General features: G+C 66.6%; 19 protein-coding genes. 7 read left to right on the plus strand and 12 right to left on the minus strand.

Translation table 11 applies throughout. From position 1 onward, the window contains the following. Positions 1-147: 147 nt before the first annotated feature. The 5 genes from AC1RQC_RS02480 to AC1RQC_RS02500 all read right to left on the minus strand — a co-directional run bounded on the left by AC1RQC_RS02480 (position 148) and on the right by AC1RQC_RS02500 (position 5,879). Entirely contained in the window at positions 148-1,662 is a 1,515-nt protein-coding gene (locus tag AC1RQC_RS02480) for a tripartite tricarboxylate transporter permease (RefSeq protein WP_492376764.1), read from the minus strand. Between the two features lie 16 nt (positions 1,663-1,678). Beyond that, complete coding sequence (locus tag AC1RQC_RS02485) at positions 1,679-2,152, minus strand: tripartite tricarboxylate transporter TctB family protein (protein ID WP_043350988.1); 474 nt, start codon at positions 2,150-2,152, stop codon at positions 1,679-1,681. A 242-nt stretch (positions 2,153-2,394) separates the two neighbouring features. Continuing rightward, positions 2,395-3,363: a tripartite tricarboxylate transporter substrate binding protein gene (locus tag AC1RQC_RS02490; protein ID WP_150986401.1), complete on the minus strand. Its 969-nt coding sequence runs from the start codon at positions 3,361-3,363 to the stop codon at positions 2,395-2,397. 372 nt (positions 3,364-3,735) lie between these two features. After that, positions 3,736-5,205 carry a sensor histidine kinase gene (locus AC1RQC_RS02495; RefSeq protein WP_492376765.1) on the minus strand — a complete coding sequence of 490 codons (1,470 nt, stop codon included), beginning with the start codon at positions 5,203-5,205 and terminating at the stop codon, positions 3,736-3,738. Further along, positions 5,205-5,879 carry a response regulator gene (locus AC1RQC_RS02500; RefSeq protein ID WP_043352486.1) on the minus strand — a complete coding sequence of 225 codons (675 nt, stop codon included), beginning with the start codon at positions 5,877-5,879 and terminating at the stop codon, positions 5,205-5,207. The genes AC1RQC_RS02495 and AC1RQC_RS02500 overlap by 1 nt, the downstream gene beginning before the upstream one ends. Positions 5,880-6,126: 247 nt before the next feature. On the opposite strand from AC1RQC_RS02500, the gene AC1RQC_RS02505 reads away from it, so the two are divergent. Beyond that, positions 6,127-7,284 (plus strand): ABC transporter substrate-binding protein, encoded by a 1,158-nt coding sequence (locus AC1RQC_RS02505; RefSeq protein WP_492373260.1) that lies wholly within the window; start codon positions 6,127-6,129, stop codon positions 7,282-7,284. Positions 7,285-7,318: 34 nt separating this feature from the next. Here the strand turns inward: AC1RQC_RS02505 and AC1RQC_RS02510 are convergent, their stop codons facing one another. Further along, positions 7,319-8,080, minus strand: coding sequence for a TetR family transcriptional regulator (locus AC1RQC_RS02510; protein ID WP_492373256.1), 762 nt, complete (start codon positions 8,078-8,080; stop codon positions 7,319-7,321). A 446-nt stretch (positions 8,081-8,526) separates the two neighbouring features. Here AC1RQC_RS02510 and AC1RQC_RS02515 point away from each other — a divergent pair, with 446 nt between their 5' ends. From AC1RQC_RS02515 to AC1RQC_RS02530, 4 genes are all read left to right on the plus strand, one after another. Continuing rightward, entirely contained in the window at positions 8,527-9,759 is a 1,233-nt protein-coding gene (locus AC1RQC_RS02515; protein ID WP_492373255.1) for an efflux RND transporter periplasmic adaptor subunit, read from the plus strand. A 30-nt stretch (positions 9,760-9,789) separates the two neighbouring features. Further along, entirely contained in the window at positions 9,790-12,942 is a 3,153-nt protein-coding gene (locus AC1RQC_RS02520; RefSeq protein ID WP_492373254.1) for an efflux RND transporter permease subunit, read from the plus strand. 1 nt (position 12,943) lies between these two features. Further along, a complete protein-coding gene (locus AC1RQC_RS02525) occupies positions 12,944-14,419 on the plus strand; it encodes an efflux transporter outer membrane subunit (RefSeq protein WP_416050037.1) in 1,476 nt (491 codons plus the stop codon). Positions 14,420-14,629: 210 nt separating this feature from the next. Further along, positions 14,630-15,088, plus strand: a complete 459-nt coding sequence (locus AC1RQC_RS02530) for a GNAT family N-acetyltransferase (RefSeq protein WP_492827580.1) — start codon at positions 14,630-14,632, stop codon at positions 15,086-15,088. Positions 15,089-15,092: 4 nt separating this feature from the next. Here AC1RQC_RS02530 and AC1RQC_RS02535 read toward each other — a convergent pair whose 3' ends face one another. Further along, positions 15,093-16,229: a CapA family protein gene (locus tag AC1RQC_RS02535; RefSeq protein WP_492373252.1), complete on the minus strand. Its 1,137-nt coding sequence runs from the start codon at positions 16,227-16,229 to the stop codon at positions 15,093-15,095. A gap of 216 nt (positions 16,230-16,445) precedes the next feature. On the opposite strand from AC1RQC_RS02535, the gene AC1RQC_RS02540 reads away from it, so the two are divergent. Next, positions 16,446-17,177, plus strand: coding sequence for an oxygen-binding di-iron domain-containing protein (locus AC1RQC_RS02540; protein ID WP_492882376.1), 732 nt, complete (start codon positions 16,446-16,448; stop codon positions 17,175-17,177). Between the two features lie 24 nt (positions 17,178-17,201). Here AC1RQC_RS02540 and AC1RQC_RS02545 read toward each other — a convergent pair whose 3' ends face one another. Continuing rightward, positions 17,202-17,810: a glutathione S-transferase family protein gene (locus AC1RQC_RS02545; protein ID WP_492827574.1), complete on the minus strand. Its 609-nt coding sequence runs from the start codon at positions 17,808-17,810 to the stop codon at positions 17,202-17,204. 154 nt (positions 17,811-17,964) lie between these two features. Here AC1RQC_RS02545 and AC1RQC_RS02550 point away from each other — a divergent pair, with 154 nt between their 5' ends. Then, a complete protein-coding gene (locus tag AC1RQC_RS02550) occupies positions 17,965-18,423 on the plus strand; it encodes an Lrp/AsnC family transcriptional regulator (RefSeq protein ID WP_492373249.1) in 459 nt (152 codons plus the stop codon). Between the two features lie 80 nt (positions 18,424-18,503). Here the strand turns inward: AC1RQC_RS02550 and AC1RQC_RS02555 are convergent, their stop codons facing one another. From AC1RQC_RS02555 to AC1RQC_RS02570, 4 genes are all read right to left on the minus strand, one after another. Next, positions 18,504-19,355: an OmpW/AlkL family protein gene (locus AC1RQC_RS02555; protein WP_492882491.1), complete on the minus strand. Its 852-nt coding sequence runs from the start codon at positions 19,353-19,355 to the stop codon at positions 18,504-18,506. A 35-nt stretch (positions 19,356-19,390) separates the two neighbouring features. Continuing rightward, positions 19,391-20,614, minus strand: coding sequence for a DUF2957 domain-containing protein (locus AC1RQC_RS02560; RefSeq protein WP_492373258.1), 1,224 nt, complete (start codon positions 20,612-20,614; stop codon positions 19,391-19,393). A 383-nt stretch (positions 20,615-20,997) separates the two neighbouring features. Further along, positions 20,998-21,825: a DUF1571 domain-containing protein gene (locus tag AC1RQC_RS02565; protein ID WP_492809225.1), complete on the minus strand. Its 828-nt coding sequence runs from the start codon at positions 21,823-21,825 to the stop codon at positions 20,998-21,000. A 339-nt stretch (positions 21,826-22,164) separates the two neighbouring features. Next, positions 22,165-23,100: a TetR/AcrR family transcriptional regulator gene (locus tag AC1RQC_RS02570; RefSeq protein WP_492827572.1), complete on the minus strand. Its 936-nt coding sequence runs from the start codon at positions 23,098-23,100 to the stop codon at positions 22,165-22,167. Between the last annotated feature and the right edge of the window lie 171 nt (positions 23,101-23,271).

Below are 23,271 nucleotides of genomic sequence, written 5' to 3' on the forward strand. Positions count from 1 at the left end.
CAGCGCCCGCCCTCTCCCCCGGCCCCTCTCCCACAAGTGGGAGAGGGGAGACCACATGCGCAGTGCCAGCCGGGTCAACAGTCAACAAGCAAAAGGCAAAAAGCCCGGCACCCTGGAGTGCCGGGCCTTGCCCGCATTTTGCGCTAATCAACCTGTGGCGTCAGCCACTTTGCCACGCGCCGAGCGCCGGGCCAGCCAGCCCAGGATGCGCGGGATCAGCACCACCGCCACCGTCATGGCCAGGATGGTGGCCGAGATCGGCTGGGTCACGAAGATCGACCAGTCGCCCTGGCTGATCGACAGCGCGTTGCGCAGCTGCTTCTCCGCGATCGGCCCCAGGATCATGCCCACGATCACCGGTGCGGTCGGGAAGTCAAAGCGGCGCATGGCCATGCCCAGCACGCCGATGATGAACAGCAGCAGCAGGTCGAACCACGACTGGCGGATGCCGTAGGCGCCCAGGCCCGCGAAGATCAGGATGCCGCCATACAGCAGCGGCGTGGGGATGCGCAGCATGCGTACCCACAGGCCGATCGCCGGCAGGTTCAGCACCAGCAGCATCACGTTGCCGATGTACAGCGATGCCAGCAGGCCCCACACCAGGTCGCCCGAGGTCTGGAACAGCATCGGGCCCGGCTGCAGGTTGTAGTTCTGGAACGCCGCCAGCAGGATCGCGGTGGTGTTCGAGGTGGGGATGCCCAGCGTCAGCAGCGGGGCCAGCGTGGCCGTCACGGCGGCGTTGTTGGCGGCCTCGGGGCCAGCCACGCCTTCGATCGCGCCCACCGTGCCGAACTCATCCTTGTGCTTGGACAGCTTCTTCTCGGTGGCGTACGACAGGAAGGTCGGGATTTCCGCGCCGCCGGCCGGGATCAGGCCGAAGGGAAAGCCGATGATGGTGCCGCGGATCCACGCCGGCACCGAGCGCTTCCAGTCCGACCTGGTCATCATGACCGAGCTGAGCTTGTTGAAGCCGCCCGCGGGCTGCGGGAAGAAGGCGTTGAACAGCGCCTCGCCCACCGCGAACAGGCCGACCGCGACCACCACGATGTCGATGCCGTCGTACAGCTCCTGCACATTCATCGAGTAGCGCGTCTGGCCCGAGAGCGAGTCCATGCCGATCAGGCCGATGCCCAGGCCCAGGAACAAGCTGGTCATGCCGCGCAGCAGGGATGAGCCCAGCACCGCCGACACCGTGGTGAAGGCCAGCAGCATGATCATGAAGTATTCGCCGGGCCCGAACTGCAGCGCCACGTCGGCCGCGACCGGCGCGAACATCGACAGCAGCACGGTGGCGATGGTGCCCGCGGCGAACGAGCCGATGGCCGCCGTGGCCAGCGCCGGGCCGGCGCGGCCGCTCTTGGCCATCAGGTTGCCTTCCATCGCCGTGACCATGGTCGACGACTCGCCCGGCGTGTTCATCAGGATGGAGGTGGTGGAGCCGCCGTACATGGCGCCGTAGTAGATGCCGGCGAACATGATCAGCGCGGCGGTGGGTTCCACCTTGGCGGTCAGCGGCAGCAGCATCGCTACCGTGAGCGCGGGGCCGATGCCCGGCAGCACGCCGATGGCGGTGCCCAGGAAGCAGCCCACCAGGGCCCACATCAGGTTGATTGGCGTGATGGCGATGGCAAAGCCATGCATCAGCAGGTTAAGCGTATCCATGGATCATCAGCTCCGTTCAGAACCCGGCGACGGGCAGCAACGGCAAATTGATGCCGAGCAGGAATTCAAACAGTGCCCACATCGGCAACGTAATGCACAGGCCAATCAGGGCATCGCGCACAAAGCGCTTGCTGCCGTAGCCACGCGCCACGCAGACCATCAGCAGGGTCGACGCCAGCACAAAGCCCAGTGTGCCGATCAGCGCCATGTTGGCCACCAGGCCGGCAGCCACCCACAGGAAGCCGCGGAAATTGTGCGGGGCGTCGGGCAGTTCGGCGTCTTCTTCCGGCATATTGCGAAAGCCGCCGCGAATGCCTTGCCAGGTCAGCGCCGCGCCGCATGCGGCCAGGCCGATGGCAACCAGCGTGGGCATGAAGCGCGGCGACAGGCCGGCATAGCCTTCGTCGCCGGAGATGCCCGACAGGCCGACGAAGTAGAAGGCGGAGAGCAGCAATACGGCAATGCCGATCGCCAGGTGTGAGGGTTTCATGATTGGAAGTGGCTCCTTCAAGCGGTGCCTGCGGCCGTGTTGTCCGGCCCTTGGCGTCCCGCGGTTTGTCGTCCCCGCTTAAGGCGGGGGTCCGGCGATGTGTAGTTTGGTTTTTGGGTATCGCAGGTGGACACCGGACCCCCGCCTGCCGCATGCGCACCGAGCGATACGGTGCGCCGCAGGCAGGGCCGACAGGTAAAACGCTGAAACGATAATGCGGTGAAACGCTCAGGCAGCGTGGCTTACTTCGCTACGCCCAGCTCGCGCAGCGAACCGCCCAGGCGGGCCGACTCGCTGTCCACGAACTTGCCGAACTCGTCGCCGGTCAGCAGGAACGGGGTCCAGTCATTCTTGGCCAGCGTTTCCTTCCACAGCGGGGTTTCGGTTGCCTTGACCACCGCATCCACCAGCGCCTTGCGTTGCTCGGCGGTGATGCCCGGCGCGCCGTACACGCCGCGCCAGTTGTAGATCTCCACGTTGATGCCCTGCTCCTTGAGCGTCGGGATATCGGCGGTGCGGTCCTTGGAGGTCACGGCCAGCGCGCGCATCTTGCCGCTCTTGATGAAGGGCAGGAACTCGGACACGCCGGCCAGGCCGACGGTCACGTGGCCGCCCAGGATCGATGCCGAGGCTTCACCACCGCCCTGGAAAGGCACGTAGTTGATCTTCTTCGGATCCACGCCGCTTTCCTTGGCTACCAGACCTGCCAGGATGTGGTCGATCGAACCCTTGGAGCCACCGCCCCAGCTCACGCTGCCCGGGTTGGCCTTGAGCTGTGCGGTCAGGTCTTTCATGGACTTCAGCGGCGAGTTGGCCGGCACGGTGATCACCATGGTGTCGGCGAACAGGCGAGCGATCGGGGTGGCGTTCTTTAGCGTGACCGGGGGATGGTTGGTTTCGATCGCGCCAACCATCACCGCGCCGGTGACGATCATCGCGTTGGGGTTGCCCTTGTCGGTATTGACGAACTGCGTCAGGCCGATGGTGCCGCCCGCGCCGCCCTTGTTGTCGTAAGAGGCCGTCTTGGCCACGCCGGCGGAAACCAGCGCCGCACCCAGCGAGCGGCCGGTCTGGTCGAAGCCGCCGCCCGGGTTGGCGCCGATCATGAACTTCACGCTGTCGAGCGCGAACGCGGGCGCGGCAGCCACGGTGGCGGTGATCGCGGCCGAAGCCATGACGACGTGGGCAAAGCGATGAATCGAACGACGCATTACGGTCTCCTGTTCTTTTTCAGAGGATTGCCGGTGAACGGTTGCCGGCGTTGCTGGCGAGGACCGACCCCGGAGGTGTCCGGCTGGCAGTGAAGCTGGCTGTCGGGGGCGAGAGAGTCGTGCGGTGCGCCGGCGCTGCGTGCGTTGACCGGGTGGCTAGGCGTTGTCTCCTGTCCCTGGCAGCGCTTGCATGCCGGACTTGTTCTTTGACTTTCTGACTTGGTCTGGCCGGTACAGCGGCCATGGCGCGATTCTAGGGGGTAGAAACTGTCAAAAGGCTGTCAATTTGTCAGGCAATGGGGTGGGGTTTACGTGGGGTCGGATGTATGGACATTTGCTTTTTTTGGATTTTCTGGTCTTTTTAGCGCCCTCTCATTCCCCGATCGGCAGCGTCAGGACCGCCCGAACCCCTTTGCCCTGCAGCGCAATCCCCAGCGCTACCGTTCCCCCGAAGCGCGCCGCCATTTCGCGGGAGATCGCCAGTCCCAGGCCGGAGCCCGGCTCCACGTTCCCAACCCGGCGGTAAAACCGCGCAAATACTTTTTCGCGTTCCTCGGCAGGAATGCCCGGCCCATCATCCTCCACCACCAGGCAGGCGGCGTCCCCGACGCGCGCGGCGGAAAGCGTGATACGGCTGCCGCGCGGCGAATACTGGATCGCGTTGTGGACAAGATTGGCAAAGGCCTCGCGCAACAGCGCGGCATCGGCCCGTACGGGCAGCGCCAGCCCCTGCGGGCGCTCCCAGCCAAAATCCTGCTGCTTGCCGCGCGCCAGCGGCAAGTAGTCCAGCGCCACCTGCTCGGCCACGGCCACGGCGTCGATCAGCTCCAGCGGCTCGGCTTCGCCAGGCGCGTCGCTGCCCGGGTGCTGCCGTACCCGCGCCAGCGCCAGCAGCTGGTTGGTCAGGCGCGCGGCCTGCTCCAGCTGCGTGACGATGCCGCCTACCGCCTCACCGGCGGCGTCCCGCGCCCGCGCGGGATCTGCGCTGGCGCAAAGCTGGCGCTGGGCGAATTCGGCTTGCGTCTTGAGGATGGCCAGCGGCGTGCGCAGCTGGTGCGCGGCGTCGGCGATGAATTGCGCCTGGGCCTGCGTCATGGCGGCGGAGCGCGACACGTGCAGGTTGACCGCATCGACCAGCGGGCGGACTTCCATGGGCACATGGTCGAAGGCCAGCGGCGTGAGGTCGTCGGCGGAGCGCGCCTGCACGTCGTCGCGCACGCGCGCCAGCGGGCGCAGCACATAGGTGATGCCGGCCACCAGGATGCCCGCGCTGATCAGGATCAGCAGCACGTCGCGCGCCAGCGCGCCGCGCCACACGGTGGCGATCAGCGCAAAGCGCGGCTCGGCGGTTTCTGCCACCTGCACGATCACGCGCATGTGGGCGTTGGGGCGATACACCGGGTGCGCCAGCACGGCGATGCGCACCGGGTCGCCGCGATAGTCGGCGTCGTAGAAGCGCGGCTGGTTGCTGGCGATCTCTGCCTTGGGCAGCGGCAGGTCGTCGTAGCCGGTGACGGTTTCGATCTTGCCGTTGCGTTCCAGCGAGACGCGGTAGAAGACATGGGTCTGCGCCGCGGTCTCGAACATCTCCATGGCGGCGTCCGGCAGCGCGATCTGCACGCTTTCGCCGGCCATGCCGATGGCGTTGTCGATGGCGCGCACCGAGCCGTACAGCGAGCGGTCGTAGGCCGCGTTGGCGGCATCGCGCAGCGTGCCGTAGGTCAGCCACGTGTCGAGCGCCATCATGGCCGCCAGCGCGGGCACGAGCAGCAGCAGCAACTGGCGGCGCAGGCTGCCTTGCAGCCAGCGCCGCAACCAGTGCCGTGGCAGGCGGCGCAGCATCAGGGCTGTCCTTCCGGTTCCAGCAGGTAGCCGAAGCCACGCAGCGTGACGATGGTCACGCCGTGGCCCGAGAGCTTCTTGCGCAGCCGGTAGACCAGCACTTCGATGGCATCGGGGCTGACGTCGGCATCGAGCGAGAACACCTTGTCGAGCAGTTGTGCCTTGGTCAGCGGCTGGCCGCTCTTGGCCAGCAGCGCGCCCAGCAGGGTCGATTCGCGCGGGGTCAGCGCGAGCGGCGCACCTTCGAGCGTAAAGCTGCGCGTTTCGCCGTCGAACACCAGCGTGCCGCACTGCAGGCGCGGATGCGCGCGGCCGCGGCTACGCCGGATCAGCGCCAGGATGCGGGCTTCGAGCTCGGCAATGGCGAAGGGCTTGGGCAGGTAATCGTCGGCGCCGAGGTTGAGGCCGCGCACGCGTTCGTCGAGCGTGTCTTGCGCGGTCAGGATCAGTACCGGGGTGCGGTCGTCGCGCCCGCGCATGGATTTGAGCACGGCCAGCCCGTCCTTGCCGGGCAGGCGCAGGTCCAGCACCACCACGTCGTATTCCTCGGCCATCAGCCGCGCCTCGGCCTGCAGGCCGTCGGCCACATGCTCGATGACAAAGCCGCCCTGCTCCAGGGCACGCGCAACCCAGCGCGCCAGTTCAATCTCGTCTTCCACCAGCAATAAGCGCACGGCGGTCCTCCCCTGCCAGGTAAGCGTCCGTTTGAAATCATGCGATGGCTGCGCCGCCATGGCTGGCAAGGCCGCCGCCCCCGCGAGGACACGCCGCGGGCGCTTATAATACCTCCGCCCCGGGCTGCGCGCGGCGAGTGCGCCATGGCCCCTTTTTTGGCCACCGATGTCACCACCGATGGTTCCCGCCTTGCGCAAGCTGCCCCCCTCCCCGTCCCCCTTGCCCTTCCCCTTCACGCCTCCCGCCATGGTTGCCGAACTGCCAGAAAGCTGGCACCGGCGGCGCGTCCTGGCCGGCGCCGCTGCGGCCACGCTGGCGGGGCTGAGCCATGGCGTGCATGCCCAGGCCGTTGCGCCGGTGCCGGCGGGCTATCCGGCAAGCTACGCCGAGATCATCGCGCGGGGTGTGCAGGAAGGCTCGGTCAACGTGCATGCCTCGACCGACATGGAAATCGCGCGGCCGCTGCTGGCCGCGTTCGAGGCACGCTACCCCGGCATCAAGGTGCGCTATCAGGACCTCAACACGCTGGAGTTGAACGGCCGTTTCCTGGCCGATAGCGCCGCGCTGGGCGCGGGCCAGGTGGGCGGCCCCGACTACGCCGATGTGCTGTGGAGCACGGCAATGGACCTGCAGATCAAGCTCGTCAACGATGGCCATGCCCTGCGCTACCCCTCGCCCGAGCGGGCCGGCCTGCCGGCGTGGGCTGCCTGGCGCGATGAAGCCTGGGGCACCACCTTCGAGCCCGCCGTGATCGTCTACAACCGCCGCCATTTTGCCGGCATGCGCACGCCGCGCAGCCGCACCGGCCTGGCGCGCCTGCTGCAGGAAAACACGCCGCGCTGGCGCCAGCGGGTGGTGACCTACGATGTGGAAAAATCCGGGGTGGGCTACCTGCTGGCGCAGCAGGACGCGCGCATGGGTGATGAGTTCTGGTATCTGGCCCAGGCGCTGGGGCGCTGCGGCGTGCAGTTGTCGGCGTCCACCGCGAACATGATCGAGCGTATCGCCTCCGGCGAATTCGTGATGGGCTACAACTTGCTGGGTTCGTACGCGCTGTCGCTGATGGAGCGCGGGGCGGAGATCGATGTCATCGCGCCGCGCGACTACACGCTGGTGATGTCGCGCGTGGCCTTCATCGCGCGCCGCGCGCCGCATCCCAATGCGGCCCGGCTATGGCTGGATTTCCTGCTCTCGCGTGCGGGCCAGACGCTGCTGGGGCAGAGCGCCTCGCAGCTCTACACGATCCGCACCGACACCGACAGCGAGCACACCGCGGCGGCGCTGTCGGAGCGGCTGGGCTACGCGCTCAAGCCGATCAGCGTCGGCCCCGGCCTGCTGGCGGCGCAGGACACGCTGCGCAAGCGCAATTTCCTGGCACGCTGGCGCGAGGCCGTGCGGGGCTGAGTGGGGCTGAGCGGCTCTCGCGCCGCTGCGGCGATCAGCCGGGTAGCGCTTTGGCGGTGAGTGTCTGCGCAGCCTGCTTGGTCTCGGCCTCGGCCTTCTTCTTGGCCTCCTGGCACATCGAGGCAACTTCTTCCTCTAGCTTCGGCACGGGACGCGCCACATAACCCTGGCGCAGAGCCGGCGACAGCTTGAGGGTGTCGATGAAGGCGTCGGCCACCCGCTCGGCATTGCTCTCGAGATCGAATTCCTCGGGGGCGAACAGCCAGTGCGACAGCATGCCGCCAATCGAGGCGTGGAACACATTGACGGCAAGGTCCAGGTCGAGGTCGGCCGGCAACTGCCCGCGGTCCACCGCCATGCGCAGGTGCTCGCGCATCTTCACCGTGCCCTCCTGGTGCGACTGGCGCTGCCGCTCGAAGATGGCGCCGTTGTCCGCCACCATCTCGCACTTGTGGAAAACGATCTCGAACACGCGCCGCCACTGCGGGTTTTCCACGGTCTGGCGCATCACAAAGGCGCAGATGTCGCGGATGCTGCCAAGCGGGTCTTCCTGGCTCGCGATGCGTCCCGGCTCGCACAGGGCCTCGAGCGGCAGGTGGACGCGGTCGGACATCGCGGCGAAGACATCGCTCTTGTTCTTGAAATGCCAGTAGATGGCGCCGCGCGTCACGCCGGCCGCCTCCGCAATATCGGCTAGCGAAGGGCGGGCAACGCCGCGGGCGTGAAATACCGCCTCGGCCGCGTCGAGAATGCGATGGCGTGTTTCAAGCGCCTCTTCCTTGGTGCGTCTGACCATGATGTTCTCTGGTGCCGGCCACGAGGGACCGGTCTGGTTCTGTCTCCCTGAGTGCTGGCGGTGAAGCCCGCCTTGCACTGTGCGCGCCGCGCCGGCGCGTTAGGACGTGGATATATAGGGCGGCTATCGCCGCGTTGCAACAAGTTCTTACATACATGCTTGAATGTATATATAATACGCGTTCGCCTGACTTTCGGCCAGCCCATCGGCGTGATGGGCTGGCAGACGGCGGCGCGCACCTCTCCACGGTTCACGCTGCCATGTCGGCATGTCGTTACTAATTTGCAACCTTTCGTCGCATGTGCCACGTCAGCGTTGCAAATTGTGGCTAGCATTACTCTTTTTGCCCGCCTCTGTGCCATCTGCCAGCGGTGGGCCGCGCCGTATCCGGATACGACACCGGGAGCGCATGCGGCCGATCTCAAATTGCCATCATGGGGTTATCGATGAGGAAGTCCCAACGTATCACTTGCGTTGCCGCTGCCGTGTTGTCGGCGCTTGCGCTGTCCGCCTGCGGCGAAAAGAAGCCGCAGGGCGGCGCCATGCCGCCGCCGGAAGTGGGTGTCGTCACCGTCACGCCTACGACCGTTTCTGTTATCAATGAACTGCCGGGCCGCCTCGAAGGCGTGCGCACCGCCGAAGTGCGGGCACGGGTTGCCGGCATCGTGCTGTCCCGTAACTACACGGAAGGCGGCGAGGTCAAGGCAGGCCAGTTGCTGTTCAAGATCGACCCTGCGCCCTACCAGGCACAGCTCGAGTCGGCCAAGGCCAGCCTTGCCCGTGCCGAAGCCAACGCCGTGGCGGCCCGCCAGAAGGCCGAGCGCTACAAGCCGCTGGTCGCCGTCAACGCGGTGAGCAAGCAGGAATACGACGAAGCCGTGGCGGCCGCGGGCCAGGCCACCGCCGACATTGCCTCGGCCAAGGCTGCCGTTTCCACCGCCCAGATCAACCTCGGCTACACCGCCGTCACCGCGCCCATCAGCGGCCGCGTGGGCCGCGCGCTGGTGACCGAAGGCGCGCTGGTCGGCAGCGGCGAAGCCACCAAGCTGACCATGGTCGAGCAGGTCGACCCGATCTGGGTGACCTTCACCCAGCCCGCGAGCGAAGTGATGAAGCTGCGCCGCGCCATCGAGAGCGGCAAGGTCAAGGGCGTCGACGGTGGCGCCCGCGTCCATCTGTTCATCGAGGACGGCCGCGAGTACGAGCAAACCGGCAAGCTGCTGTTCTCGGACATGACGGTTGACCCGACCACCGGCGCCATCACGCTGCGCGCGCAGTTCCCCAACGCCAAGCGCGAGCTGCTGTCGGGCACCTTCGTGCGCGTCAAGATCGAGCAGGGCGTGGACGAAAACGCGCTGACCGTGCCGCAGCGCGCGCTGATCCGCAATGCGCAAGGCGCATCGGTGATGGTGGTGGGCGGCGACGGCAACGTCGCGGCGGTGCCGGTCAAGGCGCCCCAGGCCATCGGCGAGAGCTGGATCGTCACCGAGGGCCTGAAGGGTGGCGAGAAGGTGATCGTCGAGGGCTTGCAGAAGGTCAAGGTCGGCGCGCCCGCCAAGGCCGTGCCGTTTGTCTCGAAGACCGCCGCCGCCTCGGCTCCCGCCACGCAGCCGGCCGCCAGCGGAGCCTCGGCTCCTGCCGCGGTGACCGCTGACAAGGCCGACGCCAAGCAGGGCTAATCACAGCGCAATTCGAAGGGAGCCAGTGTTATGGCCAAGTTTTTTATTGACCGGCCGGTGTTCGCGTGGGTGCTTGCGCTGATCATCGTGCTGGGGGGCTTGCTGTCGGTGGTGCAACTGCCGATCGCCCAGTACCCCAACATCGCCCCGCCGACGATCTCGGTCACGGCGACCTATCCGGGCGCATCCGCCAAGACGCTTGAAGACTCGGTCACCACGGTGATCGAGCAAGAGCTCAACGGCATTCCCGGGCTGCTTTACTACAACTCCACCAGCGAAGCCACCGGCCTGTCGACGATCACGATCGCCTTCCAGCCGGGCTCCAACATCGACCTGAACTCGGTCGAGGTGCAGAACCGCCTCAAGCGCGTGGAAGCGCGCCTGCCGGCGGAAGTGCGCCAGCAGGGCGTGCGCGTGGACAAGGCCGGGAACAACTACATGATGTTCCTGACGGTCGCGTCCAAGTCCGGGCAGGCCGACGCCATCCAGCTGGGCAACTACATCTCGTCCAGCGTGATCGATTCGATCCGCCGCGTGCCGGGCGTGGGCCAGGCCGACCTGTTCGGCACCGAGTACGCCATGCGCATCTGGGTGGACCCGGCCAAGTTGACCGGTTTCAACCTGACGCCGCAGGACGTCACCGCCGCCATCTCGGAGCAGAACGTCCAGGTCGCCGTGGGTGAGCTGGGCGGCACGCCGTCGCCCAAGGGCACCGAGCTCAACGCCACCGTCACCACCGAGAGCCGCCTCACCACGCCGGAGCAGTTCGCCAATATCCTGCTGCGCACGAACCCGGACGGCTCCTCGGTGCGCATCAAGGACATCGGCCGCGTCGAACTCGGCGGTGCCGACTACTCCACGCTGGCCCGTACCAACGGCAAGGCCTCGGCGGCCATCGCCATCAAGCTGGCCCCGAGCGGCAACGCCCTGGCCACCGCCACCGCGGTGCGCGCCAAGATGGAAGAGCTCTCCAAGTTCTTCCCGGCCGATTACCAGTACTCCGTGCCTTACGACACCTCGGCCTTCGTCAAGATCTCGATCGAGGAAGTGATCAAGACCCTGGTCGAAGCCGTGGTGCTGGTGTTCCTGGTGATGTACCTGTTCCTGCAGAACATCCGCGCGACCATCATCCCGACGGTGGTGGTGCCGGTGGCCCTGCTGGGCACCACGGGCATGCTGCTGGCCTTCGGCTTCTCCATCAACGTGCTGACGATGTTCGGCATGGTGCTGGCGATCGGTATCCTGGTGGACGATGCGATCGTGGTGGTGGAAAACGTCGAGCGGATCATGAGCGAGGAAGGACTCTCGCCACGCGACGCCACGCGCAAGGCCATGGGCCAGATCACCGGCGCCATCGTCGGCATCACGCTGGTGCTGACCGCGGTGTTCATCCCGATGGCGTTCTTCTCGGGTTCGGTGGGTAACATCTACCGCCAGTTCTCGCTGTCGCTGATCGCGTCGATCGCGTTCTCGGCGCTGCTGGCCTTGACGCTCACGCCGGCTCTGTGCGCCACGTTGCTCAAGCCGGTCGAGGCTGGCCACCACCACGAGAAGAAGGGTTTCTTCGGCTGGTTCAACCGCACCTTCGCACGCGCCGCCACCGGCTACCAGAGCATGGTGGGCCGCATCCTGGCGCGCGCCGGGCGCTACCTGATCATCTACGCGCTCATCGTCGTGGGTATGGTGGTGCTGTTCAAGCGCCTGCCCTCCTCCTTCCTCCCCGAGGAAGACCAGGGCTACATGATCACGGTGGTGCAGCTGCCCAACGGCGCCACGCAGGAACGTACCATCGGCGTGCTCAAGCAGATCGAGGACTACTACCTGCAGAAGGAATCCAAGGTAGTGGACCAGATGATCACCGTGGCGGGCTTCTCCTTCTTCGGCCGCGGCCAGAACGGCGGTATCGCGTTCGTGCGCCTGAAGGACTGGAAGGACCGCACCGGCAAGGACGAGACCGCGCAGGCACTGGTTGGCCGGGCGTTTGGTGCGCTGTCCTTCATCAAGGACGCCATCATCTTCCCGCTTAACCCGCCGGCGATCTCCGAGCTGGGCAACTCCTCGGGCTTCGACTTCCGCCTGCAGGACCGCACCGGCCAGGGTCACGCCAAGCTGATGGAAGCGCGCAACATGATGCTCGGCATGGCCGCGAAGAATCCTGCGCTGGTGGGCGTTCGCCCCGAAGGCCAGGAAGACGCGCCGCAGCTGCAGATCGACATCGACCGCGAGAAGGCACGCGCGCTGGGTGTGTCGGTGGCCAATATCAACGCGACGCTGGCCATCGCGTTCGGCTCTTCCTACGTCAACGACTTCATCTACGAAGGCCGTGTGCGCAAGGTGATCGCCCAGGCCGAAGGCAACGACCGCAAGCTGCCCGATGACCTGACCAAGCTGCGCGTGAAGAACAGCAACGGCGACATGGTTGCGTTCGCCGCCTTTGCCACTTCCAAGTGGATCATGGGCTCGCCGCGACTGGAGCGTTACAACGGCTTGCCGGCGGTGAAGATCGCTGGCCAGGCCGCTCCGGGGCGCAGTACCGGCGAAGCCATGAAGATCATGGAAGACAACTTCGCCAAGCTGCCGCCGGGCTTCGGCTTCGAGTGGTCGGGACAGTCTTATGAAGAGCGCCTGGCCGGTTCGCAAGAGCCGATGCTGTACACGCTGTCGCTGATCATCGTGTTCCTGTGCCTGGCCGCGCTCTATGAGAGCTGGTCGATCCCGGTCGCGGTGCTGCTGGTGGTGCCGCTCGGCGTGCTCGGCGCGCTGCTCGGTGTGACCCTGCGCGGCATGCCCAACGACGTGTACTTCAAGGTGGGCCTGATCGCGACGATTGGCTTGTCGGCGAAGAACGCCATCCTGATCGTGGAATTCGCCAAGGATCTGCAGGCCCAGGGCCGCAGCGTCATCGACGCTACGCTCGAAGCCGTGCACCTGCGGTTCCGCCCGATCCTGATGACCTCGATGGCCTTTATCCTGGGCGTGCTGCCGCTGGCGATCGCCAGCGGCGCGGGCTCGGGCGGCCAGCGCGCCATCGGTACCAGCGTGATCGGCGGCATGATCACCGCCACGGTGCTGGCGATTTTCCTGGTGCCGGTGTTCTTCGTGGTGATCCGTAGCCGCTTCAAGGGCAGCAAGCGCGAGCAGATGCTGAACGAGCAAGGGCTCGAACCCAAGGAAGGAATCTGACATGACAAAGACACTGACCACGCTGTTGCTGGTGGCGGGCGTCCTCTCGGGTTGCACACTGGCACCCGTTTATGAACGCCCTGCCCCGCCGGTGGCCACCAGCTTCCCGGCCGCGCCGGAAGGCTACGCGGCCGCCGAAGTGAAGACCGGCGAAACCCGCCGGGCGAGCGAGATCGGCTGGCGCGAGTTTTTCCGCGACCCGCGCCTGCAAGTGCTGATTGCCACCTCGCTGGAGAACAACCGCGACCTGCGCACCGCTGCGCTGCGCATCGAGGAAGCGCGCGCGCTGTACCAGGTGCAGCGCGCCGACCTGCTGCCCACGGTGAACGCCACCGGCGGTTTCAACCGTTCGCGCACCCCCGCCTTGCAGTCGGCCACCGGCAAGCCGTTTGTCTCCGAGTACTTCCAGGCGGGCGCCGGCGTGACTTCGTTCGAGCTGGACTTCTTCGGCCGCGTGCGCAGTCTGTCCAACGCGGCGCTGTCGCAGTACTTCGCCACCGAGGAAGCACGCCGTTCCGCGCAGATCTCGCTGGTCTCCGAAGTCGCCCAGGCCTACCTGTCCGAGCGCTCTTTCGCCGAGCAATACGAGCTCGCGCAGAACACGCTGAAGACGCGCGAGTACACGCTGAGCCTGGCCAAGCAACGCTTCGATGCGGGCGCCACGTCGGCGCTGGACCTGCGCGACAACGAATCGCTGGTGGCGCAGGCCCGCGTTTCCGCCGCGCAGCTGGCACGCCAGCGCGCGCAGGCGCAGAACGCGCTTGAGGTGCTGGTGGGCAAGCCGCTTGGCACCATCGAGAACCTGCCTGCACCGATGCGCCTGTCGGACGAGCGGATCATCAGCGACATCCCGGCAGGGCTGCCGTCGGACCTGCTCGAGCAGCGTCCCGACATCCGCCAGGCCGAGCAGTTGCTGCTCTCCGCCAACGCCAATATCGGCGCGGCGCGCGCGGCGTTCTTCCCGCGCATTACGCTCACCGCCAATGCCGGCGCGATCAGCCCGACCTTCTCGAGCCTGTTCGATTCCGGCACCGGCGCGTGGTCGTTCGCACCGCAGCTGGTGCTGCCGATCTTCGACTACGGCCGGAACCTGTCCAACCTGGACCTGACCAACGTGCGCAAGAATATCCAGATCGCCAACTACGAGAAGACCATCCAGACGGCCTTCGCGGAAGTGGCGGATGCACTGGTGGCGCGCGGCACGCTGGAAGAGCAGGTGACCAGCCAGGAGCAGGTGCGCAACGCCGAGGCAGCGCGCTACGAGTTGTCGACGATGCGCTTCAGGAATGGCGTGGCCAGCCAGCTGGACCAGCTCGACTCGCAGCGTCAGCTGTTCGCTGCCGACCAGGCCCTGATCCAGGCGCGGCAACTGCGCCTGAACAATGCCATCGACCTGTACCGGTCGCTTGGCGGCGGCCTGAGCGAGACCGGACCGGTGGCCTCGGTGGACGTCAAGCCGGCCGTGACCACGCAGTAAGGCAGAAGGGTTCGTCCTGCCATCCGGTGCATTCAGCCCGGATGGCCTCGAAGCGAAGCGCCAACAGCGCTTCGCTTTTTTTATTCCCGGCTTCGGGCCATGGCGCCGGTGGGAAGTTCTCCGAATCGCAATGCACTGCGTTAGGATGTCGGTGCGCGCCGCGCAAATTCTCTCTCCCACCACCCACGCAAATCCCCAAGGAAGCCTGCCATGGAAGTCCGCCCGCTTGGTGCCGATGATGTCGAGCTGGTCTGCCGCCATCGCGAATCCATGTTCCGCGAGGCCGGGCGCGGCGAGGAGGTCCTGCAGGCCATGACGCAGCAGTTCCGGCCATGGCTTGTGCCGCGCCTGCGCGATGGCAGCTACTTCGGCTTCGTGCTGATGGACCAGGGCCAGCCGGTGGGCGGCATTGGCCTGATGGCGATCGACTGGCCGCCGCATCCGGCCCATCCCCTGCAGGACAAGCGTGGCTACGTGCTGAACGTGTATGTGGAGGCTACGCATCGCAAGCAGGGGCTGGGGCGCCGCCTCATGCAGCTGGCGGAGGACGAATTCACCAGGCGCGACCTCCAGTACGCGATCCTGCACGCCACCGAGATGGGCCGGTCGCTGTATGTCGCGCTGGGCTGGCACGCCACGAGCGAGATGGCGAAAGCCATGCGCGCGTAGCGCGCTAGCCGTCCCAGCGCAACGCCAGGGTATCGTCCGCCACACGGGTCGCGTGCGTGCCCTGCTTGCCGCTTTCCCGGTCCAGCGTGGCGCAGAGCCACGACACGCCTTGCTCCGGTGCGCGGCGCAGGCTGAAATGGCGGATCTGCATCGGCACGGCGGACAGCTGGCGCAATGCGCCGGTTGCGCCGTCGACGAGCGGGAAGTACATCAAGGCCAGGTCGGGCCGGTATCGCTCGTATCCGCCGATGCCTTCGTAGTCGTTGAGGAAGTCACCGCAGCCATAGAGAATCAGGCGGTCGCGATACACCTCGGCACCCCTGATGTGATGGGACGAGTGCCCGTACACGATATCGGCGCCGCCCGCATCGATCAGCCGGTGCGCGAAGGCCTGCTCCTGGCGCGAAATGTCGAAGCCCCAGTTGCCGCCCCAATGCAGCGACACCACCACGATATCGCCCGCGCCCTTCGCTGCTGCCGTAAGGCGGGCAACCCCATCGGCGGCGCGCACCGAAATGTCGGGCAGGAAATGGATGCCGGCGCGCCCGGGGGCCGCGGCCCAGTCCGCCGGCACGCCGCTTGCCGCGGTGGCATAGGCAAAGACGAGCACCCTTCCCCCTTGCGCGAGCGCGATCGCGGCAGGCGCGCTGGCCTGCGCCTCGTCGCGTCCGGCGCCCGCGGTCCGCATGCCTGCCCCGTGCAAGGTTGCCAGGGTTTCGTCGAGCCCGGCGCACCCCCAGTCCAGCACGTGGTTGTTCGCCAGCACGCAGCAATCGAGCTGCGCGCTGCGCAGGCACGCCACATTGGCGGGGTGCATCCGGTAGTGGATGCCCTTGCCCGGCTGTGCGTCCTCGCTCACGGTGACGGCCGTTTCCAGGTTGACGATGCGCACATCCGGCCGGAAGCGATCCAGCTGCGCGAGCGCGTCGCCCCACGGATAGGCAGGATCAACCGGCCGCTGTATCGCGCCTGTGGCACGCTCGGCCAGCTCGACATAGTCGACTGCCGAGCGTAGCCAGCCCTCGAACAGGTGCGGCTTGCCCGGATGCGGCAGGATCTGGTCGATGCCGCGGCCGGTCATCACATCGCCGCACAGGAACAGACGCACGCTGTCGCGGGCTGCCCGAGTCACGTCATCCATCGCGCATTTCCCTCTTCCCTCTTCCCTCTTCCCTCTTCCCGGCTGGCGCGGCCGCCCGCTTGCCGGATCGTCGTCCCCATTTTGCGCCGTCGAGCGCCCCATGTGCAGCCCGGCCAAGCAAAAGGTGGCATGCCTGTGGCGTTGCAGTGACTAGAATGAAGCAGGCCGGCGCAGGCGGCCGGGTCCCCGCGCCCAGACGATTTCCAGGAGACAACGATGACCGTCACCAACGCCCGGTCGGGCACCAACGTCCACGAAATCGCGGACGGGATCTATCGGATCAATACCCCGGTCCACATCGACGGTGGGCCGGGCGGCTTCTCCTTCAACCAGTACCTGATCGTCGACGACGAGCCGCTGTTGTTCCATACGGGGCTGCGCAAGATGTTCCCGCTGGTGCATGAAGCCGTGGCCAGCGTGATCGCACCGGGCCAGCTGCGTCATATTGCCTTTTCGCACGTGGAAGCCGACGAGTGCGGCTCGCTCAATGAATGGCTGGCGGCGGCGCCCCACGCATCGCCGCTGTGCGGCACCGTCGCCGCCATGGTGTCCGTCAACGACCTGGCCGACCGGCCCGCGCAGGGCCTGGCGGACGGGCAAGCCGTGCCGCTTGGCCACCATACCGTGCGCTGGTTCGATACGCCGCACTTGCCGCATGCCTGGGAGTGCGGGCTCATGATGGAGGAGCGCACCGGCACGCTGCTCTGCGGCGACTTGTTCAGCCAGGGCGGTGCCGAGCTCCAGCCTCTGACCGAGGCCGACATCCTCGGGCCGAGCGAAGCGTTCCGGCGCGGCATGGATTACTTCTCCCACACGCCGAACGCCGGCGCCATGCTGGAGCGCATGGCGCTGCTGCAGCCAACCACCCTGGCCTGCATGCATGGCAGCGCCTGGCGCGGCGACGGCGCCGGCCTGCTGCGCGCGCTCGCCCAGGCCCTGGCTCACTAAGCACGGCCGGTGCGCGGCAGTGGATCAGGTCTGCGGCGTGTCCTTGAACACGGCAAGGCGTTCGGCGGCCGCGCTGAATGCCGCCAGCGCAGGATACGCTGACGCCTCGACGCATGCCGGCAGCATCAGCTGTGTGAAGCCCCACGCCACGGCGGCGGTCACGTCGGCCTGCATGAGCAAGCGCTCATCCGCGGGAAGCGCGGCCCCCGCCAGTTCGGTTTCCAGCGCCGCGTAGGCGGCATGCAACTGCCCCTGCACGCGCTCGATCCATGGCTCGTGCTGCTTTTCCGCCGGGCGCAGGTTGCGCTCATAGACGATCTGCACCGTCTTCTCGCACGCCGCCAGCGCCAGGCCGATCACGCGCAAGGCGTGCTGGCGCTGCTTGTGCTGCGCGGGCATCAGGCTGCGCGTGGCCAGCGTCTCGGCATAGTCGAGGATCAGGCCGGACTCCATCAGTACCACGCCGTTGTCGCAAACCAGGGTGGGCGCTTTCACCACGGGATTGATCGCGCGAAACTGCTCGAACGTGCTGAACACCGAGACGGCTCGATGCTCGAACGGCAGGTCCAGCAGCCGCAGTGAGATGGCCACGCGGCGCACATAGGGTGAGTCGAGCATGCCGATGAGTTGCATATTGCCTCCGGAAGGATATCGGGCCGCGCATTGAGCCGCACTGAGTTCCAGCATAATCGCAGCAGCCGTCGCCACGAATGGCAAGGCATCGGAAATCGGCACCGCGCACCGATGATTCATCGGTGGCGCGCAACAGGTGCCATAGGAGAATGGGATGGAGCTGGACAAGAAAGACCGACTGATCCTGGAGGCGCTGCAGGCCGATGCCCGCCAGAGCCTGGCAGCGCTGGGCAAGCGCATTGGCTTGTCGCAGCCCGCCATGAGCGAGCGTGTGCGCAAGCTGGAGGACGCGGGCGTGATCGAAGGCTACGGCGCGCGGGTGAACCTGCGCGCGCTGGGCGTCGGCCTGCAGGCGATCATCCATATCGAGACCACGCACGCCTATATCCAGAAGTATGTGAAGCTGTTCGAGAGCATGCCCGAAGTGCTGAGCGCCGATCGCGTGACCGGTGCGCATTGCTTTATCGTGCGTTGCGCCATCGCCGATCCGGCCGACCTGGAGCACGTGGTCGACACGCTCGCGGCCCACGGCTCGGTGACCACATCGCTGGTGCTCTCAAGCCCTGTGCGCAAGACCGTGACGGTACCGGCCGTGAGAGTTCGAACGGCTTGATCTAGCGCTGGTTTGCTCCCCTCTCCCACTTGTGGGAGAGGGAGTGACAGCCCTCGTCATCGCAAGCGGCTTTGCCCACTTCAGAACTTATACGTCGCCGCCACAAACATGATCAGCGGGTTCGGGCTGATGGTGGCCTTGGAGGTGGACAACACCGTGCCGTCGGACGCCTTGATGATCATCGACGACGTCGTCTTGAGCGGAATGTAGGTGACCGATGCGGTCAGGCCCCACTGGTCCGTGATCGCAAAGGAGCCGCCGATGTTGAACACCGGCGCGAACGAGTTCGACGCCTTGGCCTCGACGGAGGTCGGCCCCGGCTTGCCGGCGCCGGCGGCCAGCGTGGCGCCCAGGTTGTTGTTGACCGAGGCGGCGAACGCCGGGTTGAGCTCGATGTTGGTGAAGAAGTTGTACGACACACCGATGCCCAGAAAAGGACGCACGCGCGCGGTAGGCTCGAAGAAGTGGTATTGCACCATCGACGCCGGGCTCCACTGGCGTGCGCTGGTGATGATCGGGTTCAGGCTCGGGTCGCCCAGCGGCTGCTGCCCCAGCGCGCCCGCCGGGCCCGGCGGGATCAGGTTGCCGTGGCCGTAGAGCTTGAACTTGGGCGGAATGCCGCCCACCGCCGTGAGCGCGATGTGGTCCGTGAAGAAGTGGCTGAAGGTCAGCCCCAGCGTGTCCGCGTTGGATGTGCTGATGCTGCTGCCCGGCGCCGTGAATGACGACGGCAAGCCCAGCGGGCCGTTGATGGGCGCATCGATCACGCTGGTGGTGAACGGGCTGCTGTTGCCGCTGGTGTTGATGTGGAACCAGCCGGCAGCGACGACGTTGTCACCGGCTTTCTGTGCATGGGCGCTGGGCATGCCGCCCAGCCAGGCGAGCGCGGCGATCAGCAAGGGCGCTGCCAAACGAAAGGCATTCTTCGTCATCTTGTCTTCCCGGAATAAGTTGGATTGCATGGCCGTCATTGCACGAAGGCGCCGATGGTGAAGTACGGGCTGCCGCTGCGCGACTCGAGGAAACCGAACACGCCGCCGGTGAAGATGAACTTGCCGGTGGGGCTGCCCGCCGCGCCATCCTTGCGCGTGGTGGTGACCACGCCGGGCAACTGCTGGGAGAAGTCCAGCTTGAGCGCCGTGGCGAGCGAGGCGTCCGACGGGTGGAACGGGTCGAGCATGGCCGCGTCCGCTGCCACCAGGGCGGTGGTGCGGTAGTCGAAGTTGCTGTCCACGCCGACGTACTCGCCGTTGACCGTGCCCTGCGTCACGGCGATGGCTGGCGCCATCATGCCGATGCCGATCTCGTCGTCGGCGCCCAGCGGCATGCCGTTGGTGAGCGATCCGTTGGCGTAGCCCACGCGGATCATCACCGGGACCAACTGGCCGCGTAGCTTGCCCACGATCAGGTAGGCGCGGCCCAGCGTCGCGCCGAGCGTGGGCGGATCGATCTCACCCTTGTAGTTGGCCGACATCAGGCTGCCGTTGGCTTGGGGCACGAAGTTCTTGCCCTTTTGCGAGCAGGTGCCGCCCGTCTTGTTGTCGCACACCTGGAACGAGCCGTCGGCCGCCAGCGCCATGCGGTAGTCCTGCGCCACCGTCTGGAAGTTCTTCGACGGCACCTCGTGAAAGCCGTAGCCGTTGTACTGGCCGGCGATCTTGGTGAGGTCGGTTTCGGTCTGCGCGAAGCCGATGAACTGGAAATACGGGAAGGTGGTATCCGGCACCGCGCCTGCACCCAGGACACCATTGAACTGGATGCGCGCACCCGGAATGGTGCCGCCCGCCACGCCTTCGCCAACGAACAGCCGCGCGGGGCGATTCGGGTCCAGGCTTGCGCCGTTGAGCTGGAACGCGCACTGGTTGAGCTTGTCGGTGGGCAGGCCTGTTTCCTGCGACAGCGTGCCCGTCATCACGTTCTGGCCGCCGGTGGTGTCGCTGCGGGTCGGCATGACCGTGCCCGTGGTGCGCGGCACCGAGGAGTCGAGGAAGGTCACTTGCCAGGTCTTCCTGGTGGTGTCGATCTGCACCTTGACCAGTTCGCCCGAGCCGGTGCCGCCGGTGAAGGTGGTGGTGTAGTCGAGTGCCGCGGGACACAGGCGCACTGGTGTGGCCGGGGCGGAGCTGGTGCTCGCGGCGGCGCTGCCACCGCCGCTGCCGCCATCGCCGCCGCCGCCGCAGGCGGCCAGCATCGTGGCACCCAGCAGCGCCACGCCGTAGCGCAGGATCCGCTGCCCATGATGTTTTCTCCACGGCGTACGTTGCCGATGCTGTCCGTGCTGCAAAGGATGCTGATGCATGATGCTTGTCTCCTGAAGCGCTGTGTCGCGCGTGGTGCCGCTTTGTTTTGTCTTGCGTGCCGCTATGCTTGGCAACGCATCGTCCTTTTCCGTGCTGCGACTCTCGCTGCCGGGGCAAGCGAGCGTCAATAGAGTGCGCGTTCCAAACATGGCGCGCCGTGCCCTTGCCACCGCTGCGCAAGCGCTCGCGCCGTTTGTTCAAACTGCTGCACGCGTGCCCGCGCAAGCAGATTCAAACGCGCGCGGCGCTGCATGGCGGACACGGTGATGCAGCATCAGAACTTGTAGTCGCTGTTTTTCGCATCGAAGGCGCTCGCGTCGAAGGTCTTGCGCACCGCCTTCTCGAAGACAATCTTTTCGACCATGTTGCCCTCGGCATCCCAGGCGGTTTCCACGCGCGGCCAGGGGTTCTTCAGGTCCAGCATCAGCTGCACCCGCTTGGCGTAATAGCGTGGCGCACCGGCCGGCAGGTCCCAGGTGAGCGCGACCATGCGCATGCCCTGCTCCTGCACGATGTCCGCGCGCGTGAACTTCTCCGTGAGCCCGGCCGCGCGCAGCGACCTGGCATCGCGCTCCAGCATCGACACCACGTACTGGAAGCCCAGGTCCCGCACCGTGTGGTTGGACTGCGCGCGCGCGATGGTGCCGTCGAGCGCGATCCACATCGAGGTGAAGCCCAGCATGCCGCCGAGGTGGCCGTACATCTCATCCTTGCGCTGCGTCTCGTCGTAGAGGATTTCCTGGCCGGCCTGGCTGCCGCCCGGCAGCCACTTCGCATAGAGCTGGCGCGGCGCGTGGCGGTAGCGGATCATCATGCGCGCGGGCTGGTCTTGCCACTGGCCGTTGAGGCGCTCCTGGCGCGTCATCCAGTACTCGTACTCGGGGTAGCGGTTCATCTCGGCCTTGGCCCACAGCAGCGCGGCCTCGGGCTGCAATGCGTTGATGGCCGCAAGCAGTTGCTCGTCGGGCAGCTTCGCCAGTTCGCCGCTGGCGATCTGCTTCGAGAGCAGCGCGGCCTGTTGCTGGGCGCCGAGCCCGTCGAAGGCGGTGCCCGAACCGGCGCTCGCCTGCGGCTGCGTCTGTGCGGGTGCGGGCAAGGCCATCGCGAGTGCGAATGCGACGGTGGCCGCAAGATTGTGCAATAAGGGCAATGACCTTCTCGATGCGGATACGGTTGCGCTCGGCGCGTGGGAATACAAGGCTTTCACGATGCGGATCTCCTGTTGTGGTGTCGGCCCGCGCGGAAAACGCGGGCGACAGCGGTCCACCGCGTGCGCGGGACGCACGCGTGGTGTCGTTGAGAACGGAATGCCCGAGTGCGGATCGCTGCGGAAATGCCGGGCTAAGGACGGCCGGATGCCTGGCTCAAGCGGGGCACTTGCAACTCGGGTTCCTGGAGGCGGCCAGGCCTGCGCCGGCGGTTGGCCGGCGCCAGCGCGCCGCTAGGTTCTGGAGCGGGTACGCATCCAGTCGTCGAGCGGATTGCTCGGGAAGACGAAGGGGTGCTCGCGCGCGCCGCGCACCGCCATGCTGGTGACGGCAGCGCGTGTCGCGCCCTCGTTGCGTGCCGCGCGGCGTGTCTTGCGCGCGGCAACGGATAGGGTGTCGGCGCGTTGCGCCTGTTCTGCCACCAGGGCAGTCAGCGCGGCATGCCCGGCATGCTCTTCAGCTTGCTGGGTCTCGCCGATCTGGAACACGTCCTGCAGCGCGCACAGCTGCTGGCTGGCGGGCACGGGTGCCTTGAGCGCAGCCACCACCATCGCGCTCAACTGCGCGAGCACGTGCGCGTCGCTCAGGTCCTTGCCTTGCGTAAAGGCCGGCAGCAGGTTGCCAAGCTCCTCGCCGGCCAGCACACCGGCCAGCGCCTTGAGCGCGAAGTTCAGGCGCCAGCCCAGTTCTTGTGGCGGGATCTCGGGCAGCGCGCGGGCGAAGGCATCGGAGAAGCGGCCGAACACCGGCGCGTAATGGCCAAGCAGATAAGACTGGATAAATGGCGAGGTATCGGAATACACGCGCCCCAGCAGCCGCAGGAACGACGGGCCGCCCACGTCGGGCTCGCGCGCCATTTGCAGCGCGGGCACGAAGAGCGCACCCATCACGTGTTCGCAGCGTATCTGCGCCCCCGGCCAGCGTGCCTCGCAGGCATCGAGCAGCGCCAGGCGGCGCGTGTTGAGCGGGTCGAGCCGGCGGCCCAGGACCGCCTGCATCATGATCTCTTTACTGCGGAAATGGTAATTGACGGCGGCCAGGTTGACGATCGCGCGCGATGTCACTTGCCTTAGCGAGGTGCCTTCGTAACCAACCTCGATGAACAAACGCTCGGTGGCGTCGAGAATGCGGGCCTTGGTGTCTCCTGCCGTGCCTCTTCCGGTCTTCATAGGGGGCGTCTCTCTCATGGTCATGCCGCACAACCCCAGCAAAATTCCACGCACTGCAACAGCTCCTTGCTCTGACGGCAAACGGATGCTTGAAACAGTTGTACGGAGCCTAGCGAGCGCTGCGGGCGTTTCACAAGTGTAATTTTGGAGCGATGCCTCTAATCCGATTTG

The organism is Cupriavidus sp. GW822-FHT03E04, assembly GCF_058801495.1.